Source organism: Gemmatimonadales bacterium (assembly GCA_041390145.1).
Lineage (GTDB): Bacteria > Gemmatimonadota > Gemmatimonadetes > Gemmatimonadales > GWC2-71-9 > SPDF01.
On sequence record JAWKQM010000006.1, the window covers coordinates 219,352 to 234,765 of the forward strand.

Genomic DNA, 15,414 nt, shown 5'->3' on the forward strand with positions numbered 1-15,414 from the left:
GGGAGCCGGGCGGGTGCGGCCGCAATTGTGTGTATACGAGATGCGTACTCCCCGATGGACGGGGCTGACCGGTGACACCGGCATGGAGTAACGATGGCAACCTCGACTGAAATGCTCGCTGCGTTCCGCGAACTGTCCACCACCAAGCAGCTCGACCGCGCGGAACTGCTCGATCTCCTGCACGACGGCATCCAGGCCGCGCTGGTCCGCAAGTACGGGCCGACGGTGCGGTTCGAGCTCGCCGTGGATGAACTGAAGGGGGGCCTGACGGTCACCCGGCTTCGGCAGGTGGTGGAGGTGGTGGAAGACCCGGCCAGCCAGGTGTCAGTGGAGGAGGCCCGGTTCGAGGACCCGGAGTTCGAGCCCGGCGACATGCTGGAAGAGGACATCCCCTTCGCGGCGTTCGGCCGGCTGGCGGTGCAGGCCGCCAAGCAGCGGATCATCCAGCGGGTGCGCGAGGGTGAGCGGGCCCGGATCCGCGACGAATTCGAGGACAAGGTCGGCGAGCTGCTCAGCGGCGAAATCCAGCAGATCGAGCGCGGCAAGCTGGTCATCATGCTCAACAAGTTCCGCGAGGCGGAGGCGATCATCCCCTACCGCGAGCAGAACCACCGCGAGCACTTCCACCAGGGCGACACCATCCGCGCGGTGCTCAAGCGGCTGGAGGAGACGCCGAAGGGTCCGCGATTGATCCTGAGCCGCGCGGACGGGCTGTTCGTCAAGGCGCTCTTCAAGCTCGAGGTCCCGGAAATCCAGCAGGGCATCATTGAGATCCGCGCCATCGCGCGTGAGGTCGGCAGCCGGACCAAGGTCGCCGTCATTTCCCGTGACGACGCCATCGACGCCGTCGGCGCCTGCGTCGGCCTGAAGGGCTCGCGCGTCCAGGCGGTGGTCAATGAACTGAGCGGCGAGCGGATTGACATCGTCCCGTGGTCGCCCGATCCGGAGCGCTTCGCCAAGCAGGCGCTGGCCCCGGCGCGCGTGGCCCGCGTCATCGCCGATCCCGCCTCGAAGACGATCAACGCCGTGGTCGACGAGGACCAGCTCTCGCTGGCCATCGGGCGCAACGGGCAGAACGTGCGCCTCGCCTCCGAACTGACCGGGTGGAAGATCGACCTCTACTCGAGCCGTGAGTGGCTGGAGCGCGGCGGCGAGAGCCCGCTCTTCGCCCCGCTGCCGCCCGAGGAGGAAATCGCGCTGCAGGTGCCGCTGGCGGAGCTCGAGGGGCTGGCACCGGAACTCGTCGGCCTGCTGGCCAACGCTGGCTTCACGATGCTCAACGACGTGCTCGATCTCGAGCGCGACGACTTTCTCCGCGTGCCCGGCATGACGCCGGAAGCGGCGGATCAGCTGGTTGGCTTCCTGACCGAGCTCACGACGGACGAGAGCGAGGCAGGGGAGGACGCGGCGCCCTCCGCGTGAGTGGTGGCGTGCTCGGCCTGCTGGGCCTCGGCCTGCGGGCGGGGCACGTCGTGATCGGGGTCGACGGCGTCAGGCGGTCGATCCAGTCGGGGCAGGTGAAGTGCGTGGTGGTCGCATCAGACGCGAGCCCGCGCGCCGTGGACAAGGTGATTCGGCTGGCCGAGGCGCAGGGTGTCCCCCTGGTGCCGGGGCCGGCGGCCGATCTGATAGGCAGGCAGTTGGGACGGCCCCCTGTGATGGTGGCCGGAGTGCGGGACCGCGCGTTGGCCGAAGGTTTGGGCCGCCTGGCGCGGGAAGTCCCTGAGGAGGATTGAGTGGTCAAGACCCGGGTACACGAGTTGGCGGCAGAATTCGGTGTTTCCTCTGAGCAGCTGATCCAGACGCTCAAGGAAATGAACATCTTCGTGCGCAGTCACCTCTCCGCGCTGGAATCGGGGCAGGTGTCGGCGGTGCGCGTCCGCTGGGAGCGAGAGAAGCGGAAGAGCGCCGAAGAGCCCAAGCCGAAGCGCGGACGGCGCAAGAAGGCGGCGGCGGAGCCGGTGGCGCCTGAGGTGCCCGCCGCGCCGGTGCGCCGCCGCCGCACCAAGGCCGAGGTCGAGAAGGTCGAGGCCGAAGCCGCGGCGGAGGCGGAAGCCCAGGCCTCGGCGCTGGCCGCGCTGGAAGCCGAACGCGAAATCGCCCGCGGTGAGGCCGCCACGCCGGCCCGGTCGCTCGAGGACCGCGCCCGCGAGCTCTTCAAGGACGACGCGCCCGCCACCGAGGCCGGTGCGGAAGCCCCGGCGCCGGCCGCGGAAGCCTCACCCCCGGCGGCGCCGACGCGCCGCAAGGTGGAGGATCTCTTCCCGGCGACGCCACCACCGGCACCGGCGGCCAGCGGTTCTGGCACGTCCGCCCCGGCGGAACCGGCCACGCCGGCCCCCCCGCCGCCTGCGGCGCCGCGCAAGCCGTTCATCCCGCCCCGCATCCAGCGGCCCGCGCCGACCCCAGCCGCCTCGTCGGGCGCCTCCGGTGGCCGTCGCGGTCCGCCGTCCCGTGGCCCGCGCCCGGTGTTCAGCAGCGCCACCGGCCCGTCGGAGGCGTCGCGCCCCCGTGAATTCGGCCCGGACGCCAAGAAGGGCGACTTCAAGAAGGGGAAGAAGAAGCGCGGGAAGAACCAGGTCGACCAGGAAGCGGTGAGCAAGAACATCTTCAAGACGCTCAAGGGCATGAAGGGCGGCCGGAAGTCGCGCGGATCGCGCTCCGACGAGCCGTCCTACCGCGACGTGATGGCCGGTCGGGCCGCGGAGGAGCGGGAAAAGGAGAAGACGCGGATCCGGGTGAACGAGTTCATCTCGGTGTCCGAGCTCGCCGACCTGATGAAGGTGCCGTCGAGCCAGATCGTCCAGTTCGCCTTCAAGGAACTGGGCCTGATGGTGACGGTCAATCAGCGGCTGGACTTCGACCAGATCGAGCTGATCGCGTCGCAGTTCGGGTTCGAGGCGCTCCGCGAGGACGAATACGCCGCGGACCTCGGGCAGGAAGTGGATGAGGATCCGCCGGAAACGCTCCAGCCGCGGGCGCCGGTGGTCACCATCATGGGTCACGTCGACCACGGCAAGACGTCGCTCCTCGACTACATCCGCCATGCGAACATCGTCGCCGGCGAAGCCGGCGGCATCACGCAGCATATCGGCGCCTACCACGTCGAGCTGCCGAATGGCCGCCGGATCACCTTCCTCGACACCCCGGGCCACGAGGCCTTCACGGCGATGCGCGCCCGCGGCGCCCAGGTGACCGACCTCGTCGTGCTGGTGGTGGCGGCCGACGACCAGGTGATGCCCCAGACGATCGAGGCCATCAGCCACTCGAAGAACGCCGGCGTGCCGATGGTGGTCGCCATCAACAAGGTGGACCTCCCCGCGGCCAACGTGCAGAAGACCATGCAGGACCTCCTGCAGCACAACGTCGTGCTCGAGGAGTTCGGCGGCGACGTGCTCTCCGCCGGCGTCTCGGCGAAGAAGGGCACCGGGGTCGACCTGCTGCTTGAGAAGATCCTGCTCCAGGCCGACGTGCTCGATCTCAAGGCCAACCCCGACCGCAAGGCGCAGGGCACCGTGGTCGAGTCGACCCTCGATCCGGGCAAGGGCCCGCTCGCCACGCTGCTGGTGCAGCGCGGCACCCTGTCGGTCGGTGACGACTTCATCTGCGGCAAGTTCTCGGGCCGTGTCCGCGCGCTCTTCGACGAGCGCGGCAACAACATGACGTCCGCCGGTCCGTCGATGCCGGTGCAGATTCTCGGGTTCGACGGCGTGCCGTCGGCCGGTGACTCGTTCCTGGTGGTGGCGGACGCCGCCGAGGCCCGGGAAATCGCGCAGAAGCGGCAGCGCCTCGAACGTGAGGCCCAGAACCGCCGCGGTCAGCGGGGCGGCACGCTGGAAGACTTCAGCCGCGCCCTCAAGGAAGGGCAGGTCACCACGCTGCCGATCATCATCAAGGCCGACCAGGGCGGTCCCGCCGAGGCACTCGCCGACGCGCTCGCCCAGCTCAGCACGCCCGAGGTCCGGGTCGAGGTGGTGCACCGCGGCGTCGGCGCCATCAGCGACAGCGATGTGCTGCTCGCCAAGGCGTCGGGTGCCATCATCCTCGGCTTCCACGTGCGGCCGGACTCCAACGCCCGCGCCTCCGCCGAGCGGGAGCAGGTCGATATCCGCACCTATCGCGTCATCTACGAGGCCGTGGACGACATCCGGATGGCGCTCGAAGGGCTGCTCAAGCCCGAAGCGCGCGAGACGGTCCTGGGCGAGGCCGAGGTGCTGCAGGTGTTCAAGGTCAGCAAGGTGGGCACCATTGCCGGCTCCATCGTGCGGAGTGGCATGGTCCAGCGGGGCACCAAGGCCCGCGTGGTCCGCGACGGCGTGACGGTGTACACCGGCGCGTTCTCGAGCCTCAAGCGGTTCAAGGACGACGTCAAGGAAGTGCGCGAAGGGCTCGAGTGCGGTATCGGCATCGAGAACTTCAATGACGTGAAGGTCGGCGACCGCATCGAGTCGTTCCGCCTCGAAGAGATCAAGCGGACCCTCGAGCCGAGCGCCTCGGTTGGCGCGGCGTAGGCGATGAAGGGATCGTCGCGTCGCCCGGAGCAAATTGCCGAGAACATCCGGCAGGTGGTGGCGGACGCCCTCACCCGGGACATCCGCGATCCGCGCATCGGGCTCGTGACCCTCACTCACGTGACGGTGTCGGCCGACCTGTCGCATGCGAAGATCCGGGTCAGCACGCAAGGAGACGAGGAGACGAAGCAGCGCGCCCTCGAAGGGCTGCGGAGCGCGTCGGGGTTCCTCCGGACCCGGGTCGCCAAGGCGCTGACCACCCGTACCGTCCCGGAGCTGCATTTCGAGCTTGACCGCGGGCTGGAGCACGCGGCGCGGATCAATGAAGTGCTGGAGTCGCTGAAGCAGGAGGAGCAGGACTGACCGGGGCGCTCCTGATCGACAAGCCGGCGGGCCCCACGTCGCACGACGTTGTGGCTCAGGCCCGCCGGGTCTTCAAGGAGCGGTCGATCGGGCACACCGGGACGCTGGATCCCTTCGCCAGCGGCCTGCTGGTGCTGCTGCTCGGGAAGGGAACACGGGTTGCCCGGTTCCTCGACGGGCTCGCCAAGACCTACCTGGCGACGGCGCGCCTCGGACAGCGCACCACGACCGACGACCTGACAGGAGAGCCGGTCGGCGAGGGCTTCGAGGGCGAAGGGCCGGGTCGCGCCCGGATCGCGGAGGCGCTGGCCGGGTTCGTGGGCGCGCAGGAGCAGATGCCGCCGGCCTACTCGGCCAAAAAGCAGGGCGGCGAGCGGGCCTACGCACGGGCCCGGCGCGGCGAGGTGGTGGAACTCGCGCCGGCGGCGGTGACCGTGTACGCGGCGGAGTTGCTGGCGGTCGAGGGCAGGGATGTGACCTTTCGTGTCACGGTGAGCACCGGCACGTACATCCGTGCGCTCGCGCGCGACCTCGGCGAGGCGCTCGGCACCGGCGCCCACCTGACCGCGTTGCGCCGGGAGTCGATCGGCAGCCTCGAGGTCGAAAATGCGGTCCCGCTCGGCGCCCTGGAGCCCGGCACACCGCTCTGGCCGCTCGGGGCGGTCCTGGGGCATCTGCCGCGGGTTGTGGTGGATGAGGCGGGGCGGAAGGATCTCTCGCACGGACGCCCAGTGCGTGGCGTGACGGTCGGCACCGTGGTGCTGGCCTCCGACGCAGAGGTCATCGCGGTGGGTGAAGGGGACGGGGAGTGGCTCAAGCCCACGGTCGTGCTGGTGGCGCCATGACCACCTCCTCCCGCAGCACCCGGAAGGCACGGTGGTAACGGTCGGCTCCTTTGACGGTGTTCACCGGGGCCACGAGGCGGTGCTGACGGAGATCGCGGCGCGGGCCAGGGCGGCAGGGCGCCGTTCCGTGCTCGTCACCTTCGACCCGCACCCGATGGCGGTCGTGAATCCGGCGGCGGCGCCGCAGGTGCTGACCACCGGCCCGGAACGACGCGAAATCCTGGCGCAGACCGGGCTCGACTACGCGGTCCTGCTGCACTTCGACCGGGCGCTCGCGGCGATGCCGCCCGAGCGGTTTGTCCGGGAGATCCTCGTCGCCGGCTGCGGCATGCGGGAGTTGGTGATCGGCCACGACCATGGATTCGGCCAGGGCCGGCAGGGGGACGTGGAACTGCTCGGCCGGCTCGGCGCGGAACTCGGGTTTGCGGTCGACGTGGTGCCGGCGCTGGAAGTGGATGGTCACGCCGTCTCGAGCACGCTGGTCCGGCGCGCGGTGGCGGGCGGAGACCTCGCCACGGCGGCGCGCCTCCTCGGGCGGCGCTACTTCGCGACCGGTGAGGTGGTGTCCGGAGACGGCCGCGGGAAGACCCTCGGGTTTCCCACCGCCAATCTCAGCGGGATACCCGACCGGAAGCTGCTGCCGCCGGACGGCGTCTACGCGGTCCGGGTCGAGTGGCGCGGCGGACGCGCCGACGGGATGATGAATCAAGGAGGGAAGCCGACGTTCCAGCACGCGGAACGGTCCCTCGAGGTGCACCTGTTCGAGCACACCGGGTCCCTCTACGGCGAATGGTTGAAGGTGGAGTGGGTGACGCGACTGCGGGATGTGCAGCGCTTTGCCTCGCTCGATGCACTGCGGACGCAGCTGGATCGCGACCGCTCCTCGGCGCGCGCGGCGTTGGCCGCGGCCGCGACCGGCACTCTGTCTACCTGAATCAACGGCTGGCCCAGCGACGATGAATGCCTCAATCCGAAACCGCCTCCTGATCATCGGCGCCCTCGTGGCGCTCTCCGTCTACAGTCTCTTCCCGCGGGACGTGACGATTCGCACCCGCGCGCCGGACGGCGCCATGCGCGACACGACGGAGAAGAAGATCCCGCTGAAGCTCGGGCTCGACCTCCAGGGCGGCATGCACCTGGGCCTCGAACTCGACCAGACGAACCGGGTCTCCAGCGACGTCTCGCGCGACATCGACCTGGCCCTGACCGTGCTGCGCAAGCGCGTCGACGAGTTCGGCGTGCAGGAACCGGTGGTGCAGAAGGTCGGCGACGAGCGCATCGTGGTCGAGCTGGCCGGCGTCCGGGACCCGCAGCGCGCCATGGACATCGTCCAGAAGGCGGCGTTCCTGGAATTCCGGATCACCGACCGGACTGGCGCCCTCGACAAGGCGTTGCCGGCCATGGACCGCGCCCTCCGCGGGCTCGGCATCACGGCCACGGCCGGCAAGACCTCGCCCAGCGCGGTGCAGTCGCTCCTCGGCGGCGACTCGGCGGCCGCGGGGGCAGATTCGACCCCGGTGGAAGGCGGCGCCCTGAGCAGCCTGATCCAGCCCGGCACGGCGGCGGGGAGCGGCGTGCCCGGCGAGTACTTCGTGCCTGAGGCCGCCTACCCCCGGGTGGACAGCCTCCTCCGGATCCCTGCAGTCAAGCGGGCGCTTCCGCGCGGCGTTGAAATCCTCTGGACCGCCGCCCCCGTCAGCGTTGGGGTGCAGCCCTATCGCTTCTTCTACGTGGTCGATGACAAGCCCATCGTGACCGGCCGGAACCTGGTGGATGCGTCCGCCCAGTTCGACCAGCTGACCAACGGCCCGGTGGTGACGTTCGAGCTGGATCGTGCCGGCGGCCGTCAGTTCGGCGCGGCCACCCAGGCCCACATCGGCGACTACATGGCCATCGTGCTCGACGGGCGCGTGCAGGGCCCGCCGCCGGTCATCCAGGGGCGGATCGACCGGAACGGCCAGATCACCATGGGCGGCGGCAAGTCGATCGTGGAGGCGCAGGACCTGGCCCTCACGCTGAAGGCCGGCGCGCTGCCGGTGCCGCTGAAGATCGTCGACCGCTTCCAGGTCGGCGCGAGCCTCGGCGCGGACAGCATCCGCGGCGGCATCACCGCCGGCATCATCGGGACCCTGGTGGTCATCCTGATCATGATCGGGTACTACCGGATGAGCGGCGTGCTCGCGGTCGGCGCGCTGACCCTCTACCTCCTCTTCACGCTGGGCGGCCTGGCCATGATCGATGCCACGCTCACCCTGCCAGGACTGGCCGGCATCGTGCTGTCCATCGGCATTGCCGTGGACGCCAACGTGCTGATCTTCGAGCGCATCCGCGAGGAGCTGATTCACGGCCGGACCGTTCGCCTCGCCGTGGACGAGGGCTTCCAGCATGCCATGAGCGCCATCATCGACTCGAACGTCAGCACGGTGATCACGGCGCTGTTCCTCTTCCAGTTCGGCACCGGGCCGGTCAAGGGGTTCGCCGTGACCCTGACCATGGGCATCTTCGCCTCGATGATCACCGCGGTGTTCGTCTCCAAGACCTTCTTCATGATCTGGCTGCAGCGGCGGCCTGACCTCACTACGCTGAGCATCTGACGATGACCCGATTCTTCGCGAACGCGAACTACGACTTCATTGGCTTCCGGAAGTACGCCTACGGGCTGACGGCCGCGATCCTGGTGCCCGGCGTGCTCTTCCTGCTGTTCGTCGGCCTGAGCTACAGCATCGAGTTCACCGGCGGCACCCTGATCCAGATCAAGACCGAGCAGCCGGTCGACGCCTCGCAGCTCCGCTCGGCCCTCGACGCCCGGGGCATTCCCGGGGCCGAGATCCAGTCGATGGGCAACGCGCAGGAGTATTCGATTCGCGCCCGCGTGGCCAAGGAAGGCACCGACGCGAACAACACCGAGGAAACGGCCTCCGCGGTCGGCGCCGCGCTTGACGCCTCCCTCGGCGCCGGCACCTACACGATGCTGAATTCCGCCGCCGTGGGCCCGAAGGTGGGCGGCGAGCTCCGCACCCAGGCGTTCCTGGCCATCTTCCTCTCGTTCTTTGCGGTGCTGGCCTACCTGGCCTGGCGCTTCGAATGGCGCTTCGGACTGGCGGCGGTCGGCGCCACGGCCCACGACATCCTGGCGACGATCATCTTCATCGCCGTCATGCGCATCGAGGTCAGCCTCGTGGTGGTCGCCGCGGTGCTGTCGATGGTCGGCTATTCGCTCAACGACACGATCATCATCTTTGACCGCGTGCGCGAAGACCTGCACAAGTACCGGCGCGATGACTTCATCTCGGTGCTGAACCGGTCGATCAACGAGACGCTGCCGCGCAGCGTGCTGACCCACGGGACAACCCTCGCCACCCTGCTGGCGCTGGCCCTCTTCGGCGGGCAGGTGATCCGTCCCTTCGCCCTCGTGATGTCGTTCGGCGTGTTCACCGGCACCTTCTCCTCGATCTTCATTGCCGCGCCGTTGCTGTTGGGCATCGAGCGACGCTGGCCGGGCGCCGACGCCCGGGGCGTCAAGTCGAGCGCGCCGCGCGCCGGAGTCACGAAGGTCCAGCCCACCGTCTGATCCCGTGCTGGTCGACACCCACTGCCACCTCGGCGACGCCGCGTTTGCGGAGGATCGCGCCGAGGCGGTGGGGCGGGCGTTCGCCGCGGGTGTCAGTCACCTCGTCGTCGTGGGCGAGTCCCGCGCCGCCACGGCGCTGGGCCTCGCCCTGGCCGCCGACGCGCGGATCTCCACCACCGCAGGTCTCCATCCCCATGACGCCCGCACCTGGACCGACGAGACCGCCGGCTGGCTGGCGGAGACCCTGCGGGATCCACGGGTGGTCGCCTGTGGCGAGATCGGCCTCGACTATCACTACGACCACTCCCCGCGCGACATCCAGCGGCTCGTGTTCGAGCGCCAGATGGCCCTGGCGCAGGAAGCGGGAAAGCCGGTCGTGATTCACGCGCGCGACGCCGACGCCGACGTCGCCGCCGTGCTGCGGACGTTTCCCGCCGTTGTCGCCATCCTGCACTCGTTCAGCAGCGGCCCGGACCTGTTCGAAGCGGGCGGGGCGCTGGGGCACTACATCTCCTTCAGCGGCATGGTCACCTTTCGCTCGTGGCGGCTGGACGACCTGGTCCGCGCCACGCCCCCCGAACGGCTCCTGGTCGAGACCGATGCGCCCTACCTTGCGCCGGTCCCACACCGTGGGCACCGGAACGAGCCGGCCTACGTGCGGCTGGTCGCCGAACGGGTGGCGACGGTCCGGGGCGAAGAAGCCGCGTCGCTGATCGAGCGGACCGGCCAGAACGCACACCGGGTCTTTGGGGGACGATTGGGGCCCGCCTGATTCGAGGAGCCATTCCCGTGCGCCCCGGCGCCGGTTACCGTTACAGCACCTGACTTTGCCGCCTTTATCCGGAGAGTTCGCGTGACGCCCAAGTTTCCCACCGACATTGAAATCGCCCAGGCCGCCAAGCCGCGTCCGATCGCCGAGATCGCCAAGGAAGCGGGACTCGGCCCGGAGGAGTTCCTTCCCTACGGCCGCTTCAAGGCCAAGATCACGCACGAGGCCGCCGCCGCGCGCCCGCCGAAGGGGCGGCTGGTGCTGGTCACGGGCATCAACCCGACACCGGCCGGGGAGGGGAAGTCCACCGTGACGGTCGGCCTCGCCCAGGCGTTCCGGCGGATGGGGAAGGATGTGATGGTCTGCATCCGCGAGCCCTCCCTCGGCCCGGTCTTCGGCATCAAGGGCGGTGCAGCCGGCGGCGGCTACGCGCAGGTCATCCCGATGGACGAGATCAACCTGCACTTCACCGGCGACTTTCACGCGATCACGTCGGCGCACAACCTCCTGTCGGCGCTGCTCGACAACCATCTCCACCAGGGCAACGCCCTCGGCATCGACGTGCGCCGGATCCTGTGGCCGCGCACCATCGACATGAACGACCGGGCCCTCCGGCACATCGTCGTCGGGCTCGGCAACCTCAACGGGGGCCCGACACGCGAGGACCGCTTCGTCATCGTGCCGGGCAGCGAGATCATGGCAATCCTGGCGCTGGCCACGTCGGTCGCCGACCTGGAACAGCGGCTCTCGCGGATCATCGTCGGCCTGACCCGGGACAAGAAGCCGATCACCGCCGGCGACCTGAAGGCGGCGGGTGCGATGACGCTCCTCCTGCGCGATGCCCTGATGCCGAACCTGGTGCAGACGCTGGAGGGAGGCCCGGCCATCGTGCATTGCGGCCCCTTCGGCAACATCGCCCACGGCTGCAATTCCGTGATGGCCACCCGGCTCGGCCTCGGCATGTCCGACCTGGTGCTGACCGAGGCGGGCTTCGGCGCCGACCTCGGTGCCGAGAAGTTCTTCGACATCAAGTGCCGGATGGGCGGCCTCAATCCCGAGGTGGCCGTGGTCGTGGCGACCATTCGCGCCCTCAAGATGCACGGCGGCGTCAAGAAAGACGCCCTCAACACGCCGAATGTCGCGGCCCTCAAGGCCGGCATGGCCAACCTGCAGGGGCATGTGGAGAACGTGAAGAAGTTCGGCGTGCCGGTGGTCGTGGCCGTGAACCGTTTCCTGTCGGATTCTGCGGAGGAGATCGAGACGGTCATCGCCGCGGCCAAGTCGTGGGGCGCGCGTGTCGCCATGAGCGACGTCTGGGCCAAGGGCGGGGAAGGGGGCGAGGAGGTCGCGAAGGAGGTGCTCGCGGTCCTCGCCGAGAAGAAGTCGCACTTCAAGCCGATCTACGACGCCGCCAAGCCGATCAAGGAGAAGATCGAGACGATTGCCCGGGAGATCTACGGCGCCGACGGAGTGGACTACACCGTGGTGGCCGAACGCTCCATCAAGCAGCTCGACGCGATGGGACTCAGCGACACGCCGGTCTGCATCGCCAAGACCCAGTACTCCTTCAGCGACGACCCGACGCTGTTGGGGCGCCCCTCCGGCTTCCGCATCACCATTCGCGACGTCTACGCGTCGGCCGGCGCCGGATTCGTGGTCGCCCTGGCGGGCGACATCATGACGATGCCCGGACTGGGCAAGACTCCTGCTGCCGAAGGGATGCGGGTGTTTCCCGACGGCCGGATCGAAGGACTTTCCTGATGACCAAGCTCACCGTCGTCTCGACCCCCGACGCCCCCAAGGCCATCGGACCGTACAGCCAGGCCATCGACGATGGCACCATGATCTACACCGCCGGGCAGGTGGCGCTCGATCCGGCCACCATGGAACTGGTGGCTGGCGGCGTCGCCGAACAGTCCGAGCGTGTCTTCACCAATCTCCGCGCGGTGCTGGCCGCCGCCGGGAGCGGGCTCGACAAGGTGGTCAAGACCACCGTCTACCTCGTGGACATGGCCGACTTCGGCGCGATGAACGAGGTGTACGCGAAGCACTTCGGCGACCACCGCCCCGCGCGATCGACGGTCGCGGTGGCCGGGCTCCCGAAGGGCGCGCGAGTTGAAATAGACGTCGTGGCACGCAAGGGCTGATGCGCCGGGACTGACGTGGCGTTGGAATCCACGCGGTCCGCACGCTGCAGTCCGCAGTCCCGTGGAATCCCGGGGGCGGATCGGGCCTGGTGGTTCGGCCGGTCTTCAAAACCGCGATGGAGGCGCCTCAGGCGGCTCCGGTGGGTTCGATTCCCACACGCTCCCGCCACCTCCCCTTTGCGCCGAGGCCAGCGCTGTCCACTCTCGTGATCCTGAACCCTGCCGCCGGCCATGGGCGCAGCGCGCGGTTCCGCGACGAGGTGCTGCGCGAGGCGCGTGCGCACTGGGGGGAGGTGGAGATGGCGCTGACCACGGGTCCGGGCCACGCCACGCAATTGGCCAGCGCGACGCCGGCCGGGGTGGCGCGCGTCATTGCCGTCGGTGGCGACGGCACGGTCCACGAAGTGGCCAACGGACTGATGGCGCGCGATGCCGAGGCGCGCCCCCCGCTCGGTGTCGTGCCGGCCGGCACCGGCAACGACTTTGCCAAGATGACGGGGACGGCACGGCTCGCTCCCGGTGTGGCGGTCGCCGCGCTCGCCGGGGGGACCACGCGCCGGTTCGATGTCGGGGAGGCCTGGGGAGAGTATTTCGTGAACTCCCTCGGTGTCGGCCTCGACGCCGACGTCGCCCGGCGCGTCAACGAGTACAAGCACTGGCCCGGTGCGCTCGGCTACGTCGTTGCCGCGCTGCAGGCGATCATCCATCGCCGCACCCTCCGTCTGCGTCTCGATGTCGACGGGGAACGGTGGGCCCAACCGACCACGGTGCTCGAAATCGGGGTCGGCCCCTGCGCCGGCGGGGTCTTTTATCTTGTGCCGGATGCCCGCCCGGACGACGGCCTGCTGGATGTGTGCGCCGTCGGCCCCTTCGGGTGGCGGTTCCTGCTGACCCGGGCCCCGCTGGTGCTCAGCGGAAGGCATACCCAACTCAAGGAAGTGCGCATGGCGCGTGGCCGGCGGGTGCGGGTGACTTCGGACGACGGCCCCCTGACCGCGCACCTCGACGGCGAACTCCGCGCGCCGGGTCACGTCGTCATCGAGGCCGTGCTGCATCCGGGGGCCCTGCCGGTCCTCGTGGCGGCCACGCAGGAGCGCTCGACGTGAATCGCTGGATCGCCGCGACCGCGCTGGGCTGCCTGCTGGCGACGGCCCCGCTGGCAGCACAGGACTCCACGACCGTGCGCGCGGTTCCACCCGATTCGCTGCTCGTACCGGCGCCGGACTCGGCGTCAATCGCGGCGACCGCACCGACCGCCGCCGTCGATTCTGTTCCCCTCATCCGCCCGCCCACGAGCGCCATGGGTGCATTCTGGCGATCTCTGCTCATCCCGGGGTGGGGGCAGGCGAAGCTGGGGCGGAAGACTGCCGGCGCCTTCTTCATCGCGGCAGAAGGGGTCACCCTCGGCATGGTCCTCACCACCAGCAGCCAGTTGAGCTATCTCGAGGCCACCAACAGCGGCAGCGTGGACTCCAAGAAACAGCAGCACGAGGACTGGCTCGTCCTGCTCGGCCTGAATCATCTGCTCGCGGCCATGGAGGCCTACGTGTCAGCGCACCTCTGGGATTTTCCGGGCGATCTCTCCATCCAGGCGGCGCCGCACGGCGGCGTGGCAGGCGCCGTCTCGATGCCGGTGCGGCTGCCATGAACGCGGCCCCGATCGGCATCTTCGATTCCGGCATCGGCGGCCTGACCGTCGCGCGCGCCATCTACGAGCGGCTGCCGATGGAGTCCACCATCTACTTCGGTGACACCGCGCGCGTGCCCTATGGCCCGAAATCGCCGGACACCGTCCGTCGCTACAGCCTCGAAATCCTCGACTGGCTGCTGGGGCAGGGCGTCAAGTCGGTGGTCGTCGCGTGCAACACCAGCACCGCCCACGCGCTCGACGTCCTTCGCGCGGCGTCGCCTGTCCCCGTGCTCGGCGTCATCGAGCCGGGAGCGCGCGCCGCCGCGCAGGCGACGCGTGGGGGAGGCATCGGGGTCATCGGGACCACGGGCACGGTCGCGAGCGAGGCCTATCCCACGGCGATCCGGAAGATCCTGCCCGCGGCCCGGATCGACCAGGTCGCCTGCCCGCTCTTTGTGCCGCTCGTGGAGGAGGGATGGTTCGACCATCCGGCCACTCGTCTCGTGGCGGAGGAGTACCTGCATCCTCTGCGAGAGGCAGGCGCCGACACCCTCGTGCTGGGATGCACCCATTACCCGCTGCTGAAGCCGCTGCTGCACGAGGTCATGGGGGGGACGGTGGCGCTGATCGACAGCGCCGAGGAGACGGCGACCAGTCTGGCGGCGGCGCTGGACGAGGCCGGGACGGCGAGCGGGACGCCGGTGCCGGGCAATCATCGCTTCGTGGTCAGCGACGACCAGGCACGGTTTCTTCAGGTGGGCGCGCGGTTTCTCGGGGAACGGTTGGGAGAACCGGAGCTGGTGCGGCTGGGCTAGCCCTTCCAGGTCGCCAGTTCCGCGCCGATCGGGGTCACGATGCCGTAGCGGAAGCCATCGAGCCAGGCCCCCGGGTTGAGAAACTGCTGGCCGAGTTTCGGTTCGGAGAGCATCGGGCGGTGGGTGTGGCCCATCACGAGACAGCCCAGGCCCGGATCCTTGGCCAGCTCTGCTTCCGCCCAGGCCCGCTGCCGCACCGATGCCCGTTGCAGGATCTCCTCCTCCCGCACCGTGTTCCCCAGCGAATGCGTCATCCGGTCCACCACCCAGAACGCGAACCAGATTGGCGCGTGCTTCCAGATTGAGACAAACGCGGGGTGCCGGGTAATCTCCTGCAGCAGCACGGCCGACCAGTGGGACTCGGTCACGCCGTCACCGTGCACCGCGAGCACCCTCCGCGACCCGACAAGGAGCTCCATGCGGAGCGGCGCAAACCGCACGTCCAGGTCCTTCTCCCAGAAGTCCTCGCCCCACCGATCGTGATTGCCCCCCACCATGGCCACCGGCATCCGCTTCCGGACCCGGCGGATGGCGGCCGCGACCTCGAACCCGCGTCGCGGGATCAGGCGCTTGTAGGCGAACCAGAAATCGAAGATGTCGCCGTTGAGGAGCAGGCAGTCGCCCAGGGTCGGCGCGCGCTCCAGAAACGCGAGGAGAGCCTCCTCGACTTCCGGCGGGGTGGCGCCCACATGGGCATCGGACAGGACGAGGAGTTGAGTGCCGAACACGACCGAAGATAGGAACCACTCTGGCAGTCTCGCAA

The 15,414-nt window shown here is 69.4% G+C and carries 15 protein-coding genes and 1 tRNA gene; 15 read left to right on the forward strand and 1 reads right to left on the reverse strand.

Annotated features, from left to right (window positions below):
* The first annotated feature begins 93 nt into the window (after nt 1-93).
* The 15 genes from nusA (at nt 94) to murI (ending at nt 14,651) form a co-directional block, all read left to right on the forward strand.
* On the forward strand, nt 94-1,422 hold the full coding sequence (nusA, locus tag R2910_07190; GenBank protein ID MEZ4412748.1) for a transcription termination factor NusA: 1,329 nt from the start codon (nt 94-96) through the stop codon (nt 1,420-1,422).
* 8 nt (nt 1,423-1,430) lie between these two features.
* The gene (locus tag R2910_07195; GenBank protein ID MEZ4412749.1) at nt 1,431-1,736 is read left to right on the forward strand and encodes a ribosomal L7Ae/L30e/S12e/Gadd45 family protein; all 306 of its coding nucleotides are present in this window, start codon (nt 1,431-1,433) and stop codon (nt 1,734-1,736) included.
* Complete coding sequence (infB, locus tag R2910_07200) at nt 1,737-4,511, forward strand: translation initiation factor IF-2 (protein ID MEZ4412750.1); 2,775 nt, start codon at nt 1,737-1,739, stop codon at nt 4,509-4,511.
* Nucleotides 4,512-4,514: 3 nt separating this feature from the next.
* On the forward strand, nt 4,515-4,874 hold the full coding sequence (gene rbfA / locus R2910_07205) for a 30S ribosome-binding factor RbfA (protein MEZ4412751.1): 360 nt from the start codon (nt 4,515-4,517) through the stop codon (nt 4,872-4,874).
* Nucleotides 4,875-4,888: 14 nt separating this feature from the next.
* Entirely contained in the window at nt 4,889-5,719 is an 831-nt protein-coding gene (truB, locus tag R2910_07210; GenBank protein MEZ4412752.1) for a tRNA pseudouridine(55) synthase TruB, read from the forward strand.
* Nucleotides 5,667-6,653: a bifunctional riboflavin kinase/FAD synthetase gene (locus R2910_07215; protein ID MEZ4412753.1), complete on the forward strand. Its 987-nt coding sequence runs from the start codon at nt 5,667-5,669 to the stop codon at nt 6,651-6,653. Before truB ends, R2910_07215 begins: the two co-directional genes overlap by 53 nt.
* 22 nt (nt 6,654-6,675) lie before the next feature.
* Nucleotides 6,676-8,313 carry a protein translocase subunit SecD gene (secD, locus tag R2910_07220; GenBank protein MEZ4412754.1) on the forward strand — a complete coding sequence of 546 codons (1,638 nt, stop codon included), beginning with the start codon at nt 6,676-6,678 and terminating at the stop codon, nt 8,311-8,313.
* A gap of 2 nt (nt 8,314-8,315) precedes the next feature.
* Nucleotides 8,316-9,290: a protein translocase subunit SecF gene (secF, locus tag R2910_07225; GenBank protein ID MEZ4412755.1), complete on the forward strand. Its 975-nt coding sequence runs from the start codon at nt 8,316-8,318 to the stop codon at nt 9,288-9,290.
* A 4-nt stretch (nt 9,291-9,294) separates the two neighbouring features.
* Entirely contained in the window at nt 9,295-10,062 is a 768-nt protein-coding gene (locus R2910_07230) for a TatD family hydrolase (GenBank protein MEZ4412756.1), read from the forward strand.
* 81 nt (nt 10,063-10,143) lie between these two features.
* A complete protein-coding gene (locus tag R2910_07235; protein MEZ4412757.1) occupies nt 10,144-11,820 on the forward strand; it encodes a formate--tetrahydrofolate ligase in 1,677 nt (558 codons plus the stop codon).
* On the forward strand, nt 11,820-12,206 hold the full coding sequence (locus R2910_07240; protein ID MEZ4412758.1) for a RidA family protein: 387 nt from the start codon (nt 11,820-11,822) through the stop codon (nt 12,204-12,206). The genes R2910_07235 and R2910_07240 overlap by 1 nt, the downstream gene beginning before the upstream one ends.
* A gap of 71 nt (nt 12,207-12,277) precedes the next feature.
* Nucleotides 12,278-12,375: transfer RNA gene (locus R2910_07245), tRNA-Sec, on the forward strand.
* Entirely contained in the window at nt 12,347-13,312 is a 966-nt protein-coding gene (locus R2910_07250; protein ID MEZ4412759.1) for a diacylglycerol kinase family lipid kinase, read from the forward strand. The genes R2910_07245 and R2910_07250 overlap by 29 nt, the downstream gene beginning before the upstream one ends.
* Nucleotides 13,309-13,854: a hypothetical protein gene (locus R2910_07255; GenBank protein MEZ4412760.1), complete on the forward strand. Its 546-nt coding sequence runs from the start codon at nt 13,309-13,311 to the stop codon at nt 13,852-13,854. Before R2910_07250 ends, R2910_07255 begins: the two co-directional genes overlap by 4 nt.
* Nucleotides 13,851-14,651 (forward strand): glutamate racemase, encoded by an 801-nt coding sequence (gene murI, locus R2910_07260; GenBank protein MEZ4412761.1) that lies wholly within the window; start codon nt 13,851-13,853, stop codon nt 14,649-14,651. Before R2910_07255 ends, murI begins: the two co-directional genes overlap by 4 nt.
* Here murI and R2910_07265 read toward each other — a convergent pair.
* The gene (locus tag R2910_07265) at nt 14,648-15,379 is read right to left on the reverse strand and encodes a metallophosphoesterase family protein (protein ID MEZ4412762.1); all 732 of its coding nucleotides are present in this window, start codon (nt 15,377-15,379) and stop codon (nt 14,648-14,650) included. The two genes, murI and R2910_07265, sit on opposite strands and share 4 nt — an antisense overlap.
* Nucleotides 15,380-15,414 lie beyond the last annotated feature (35 nt).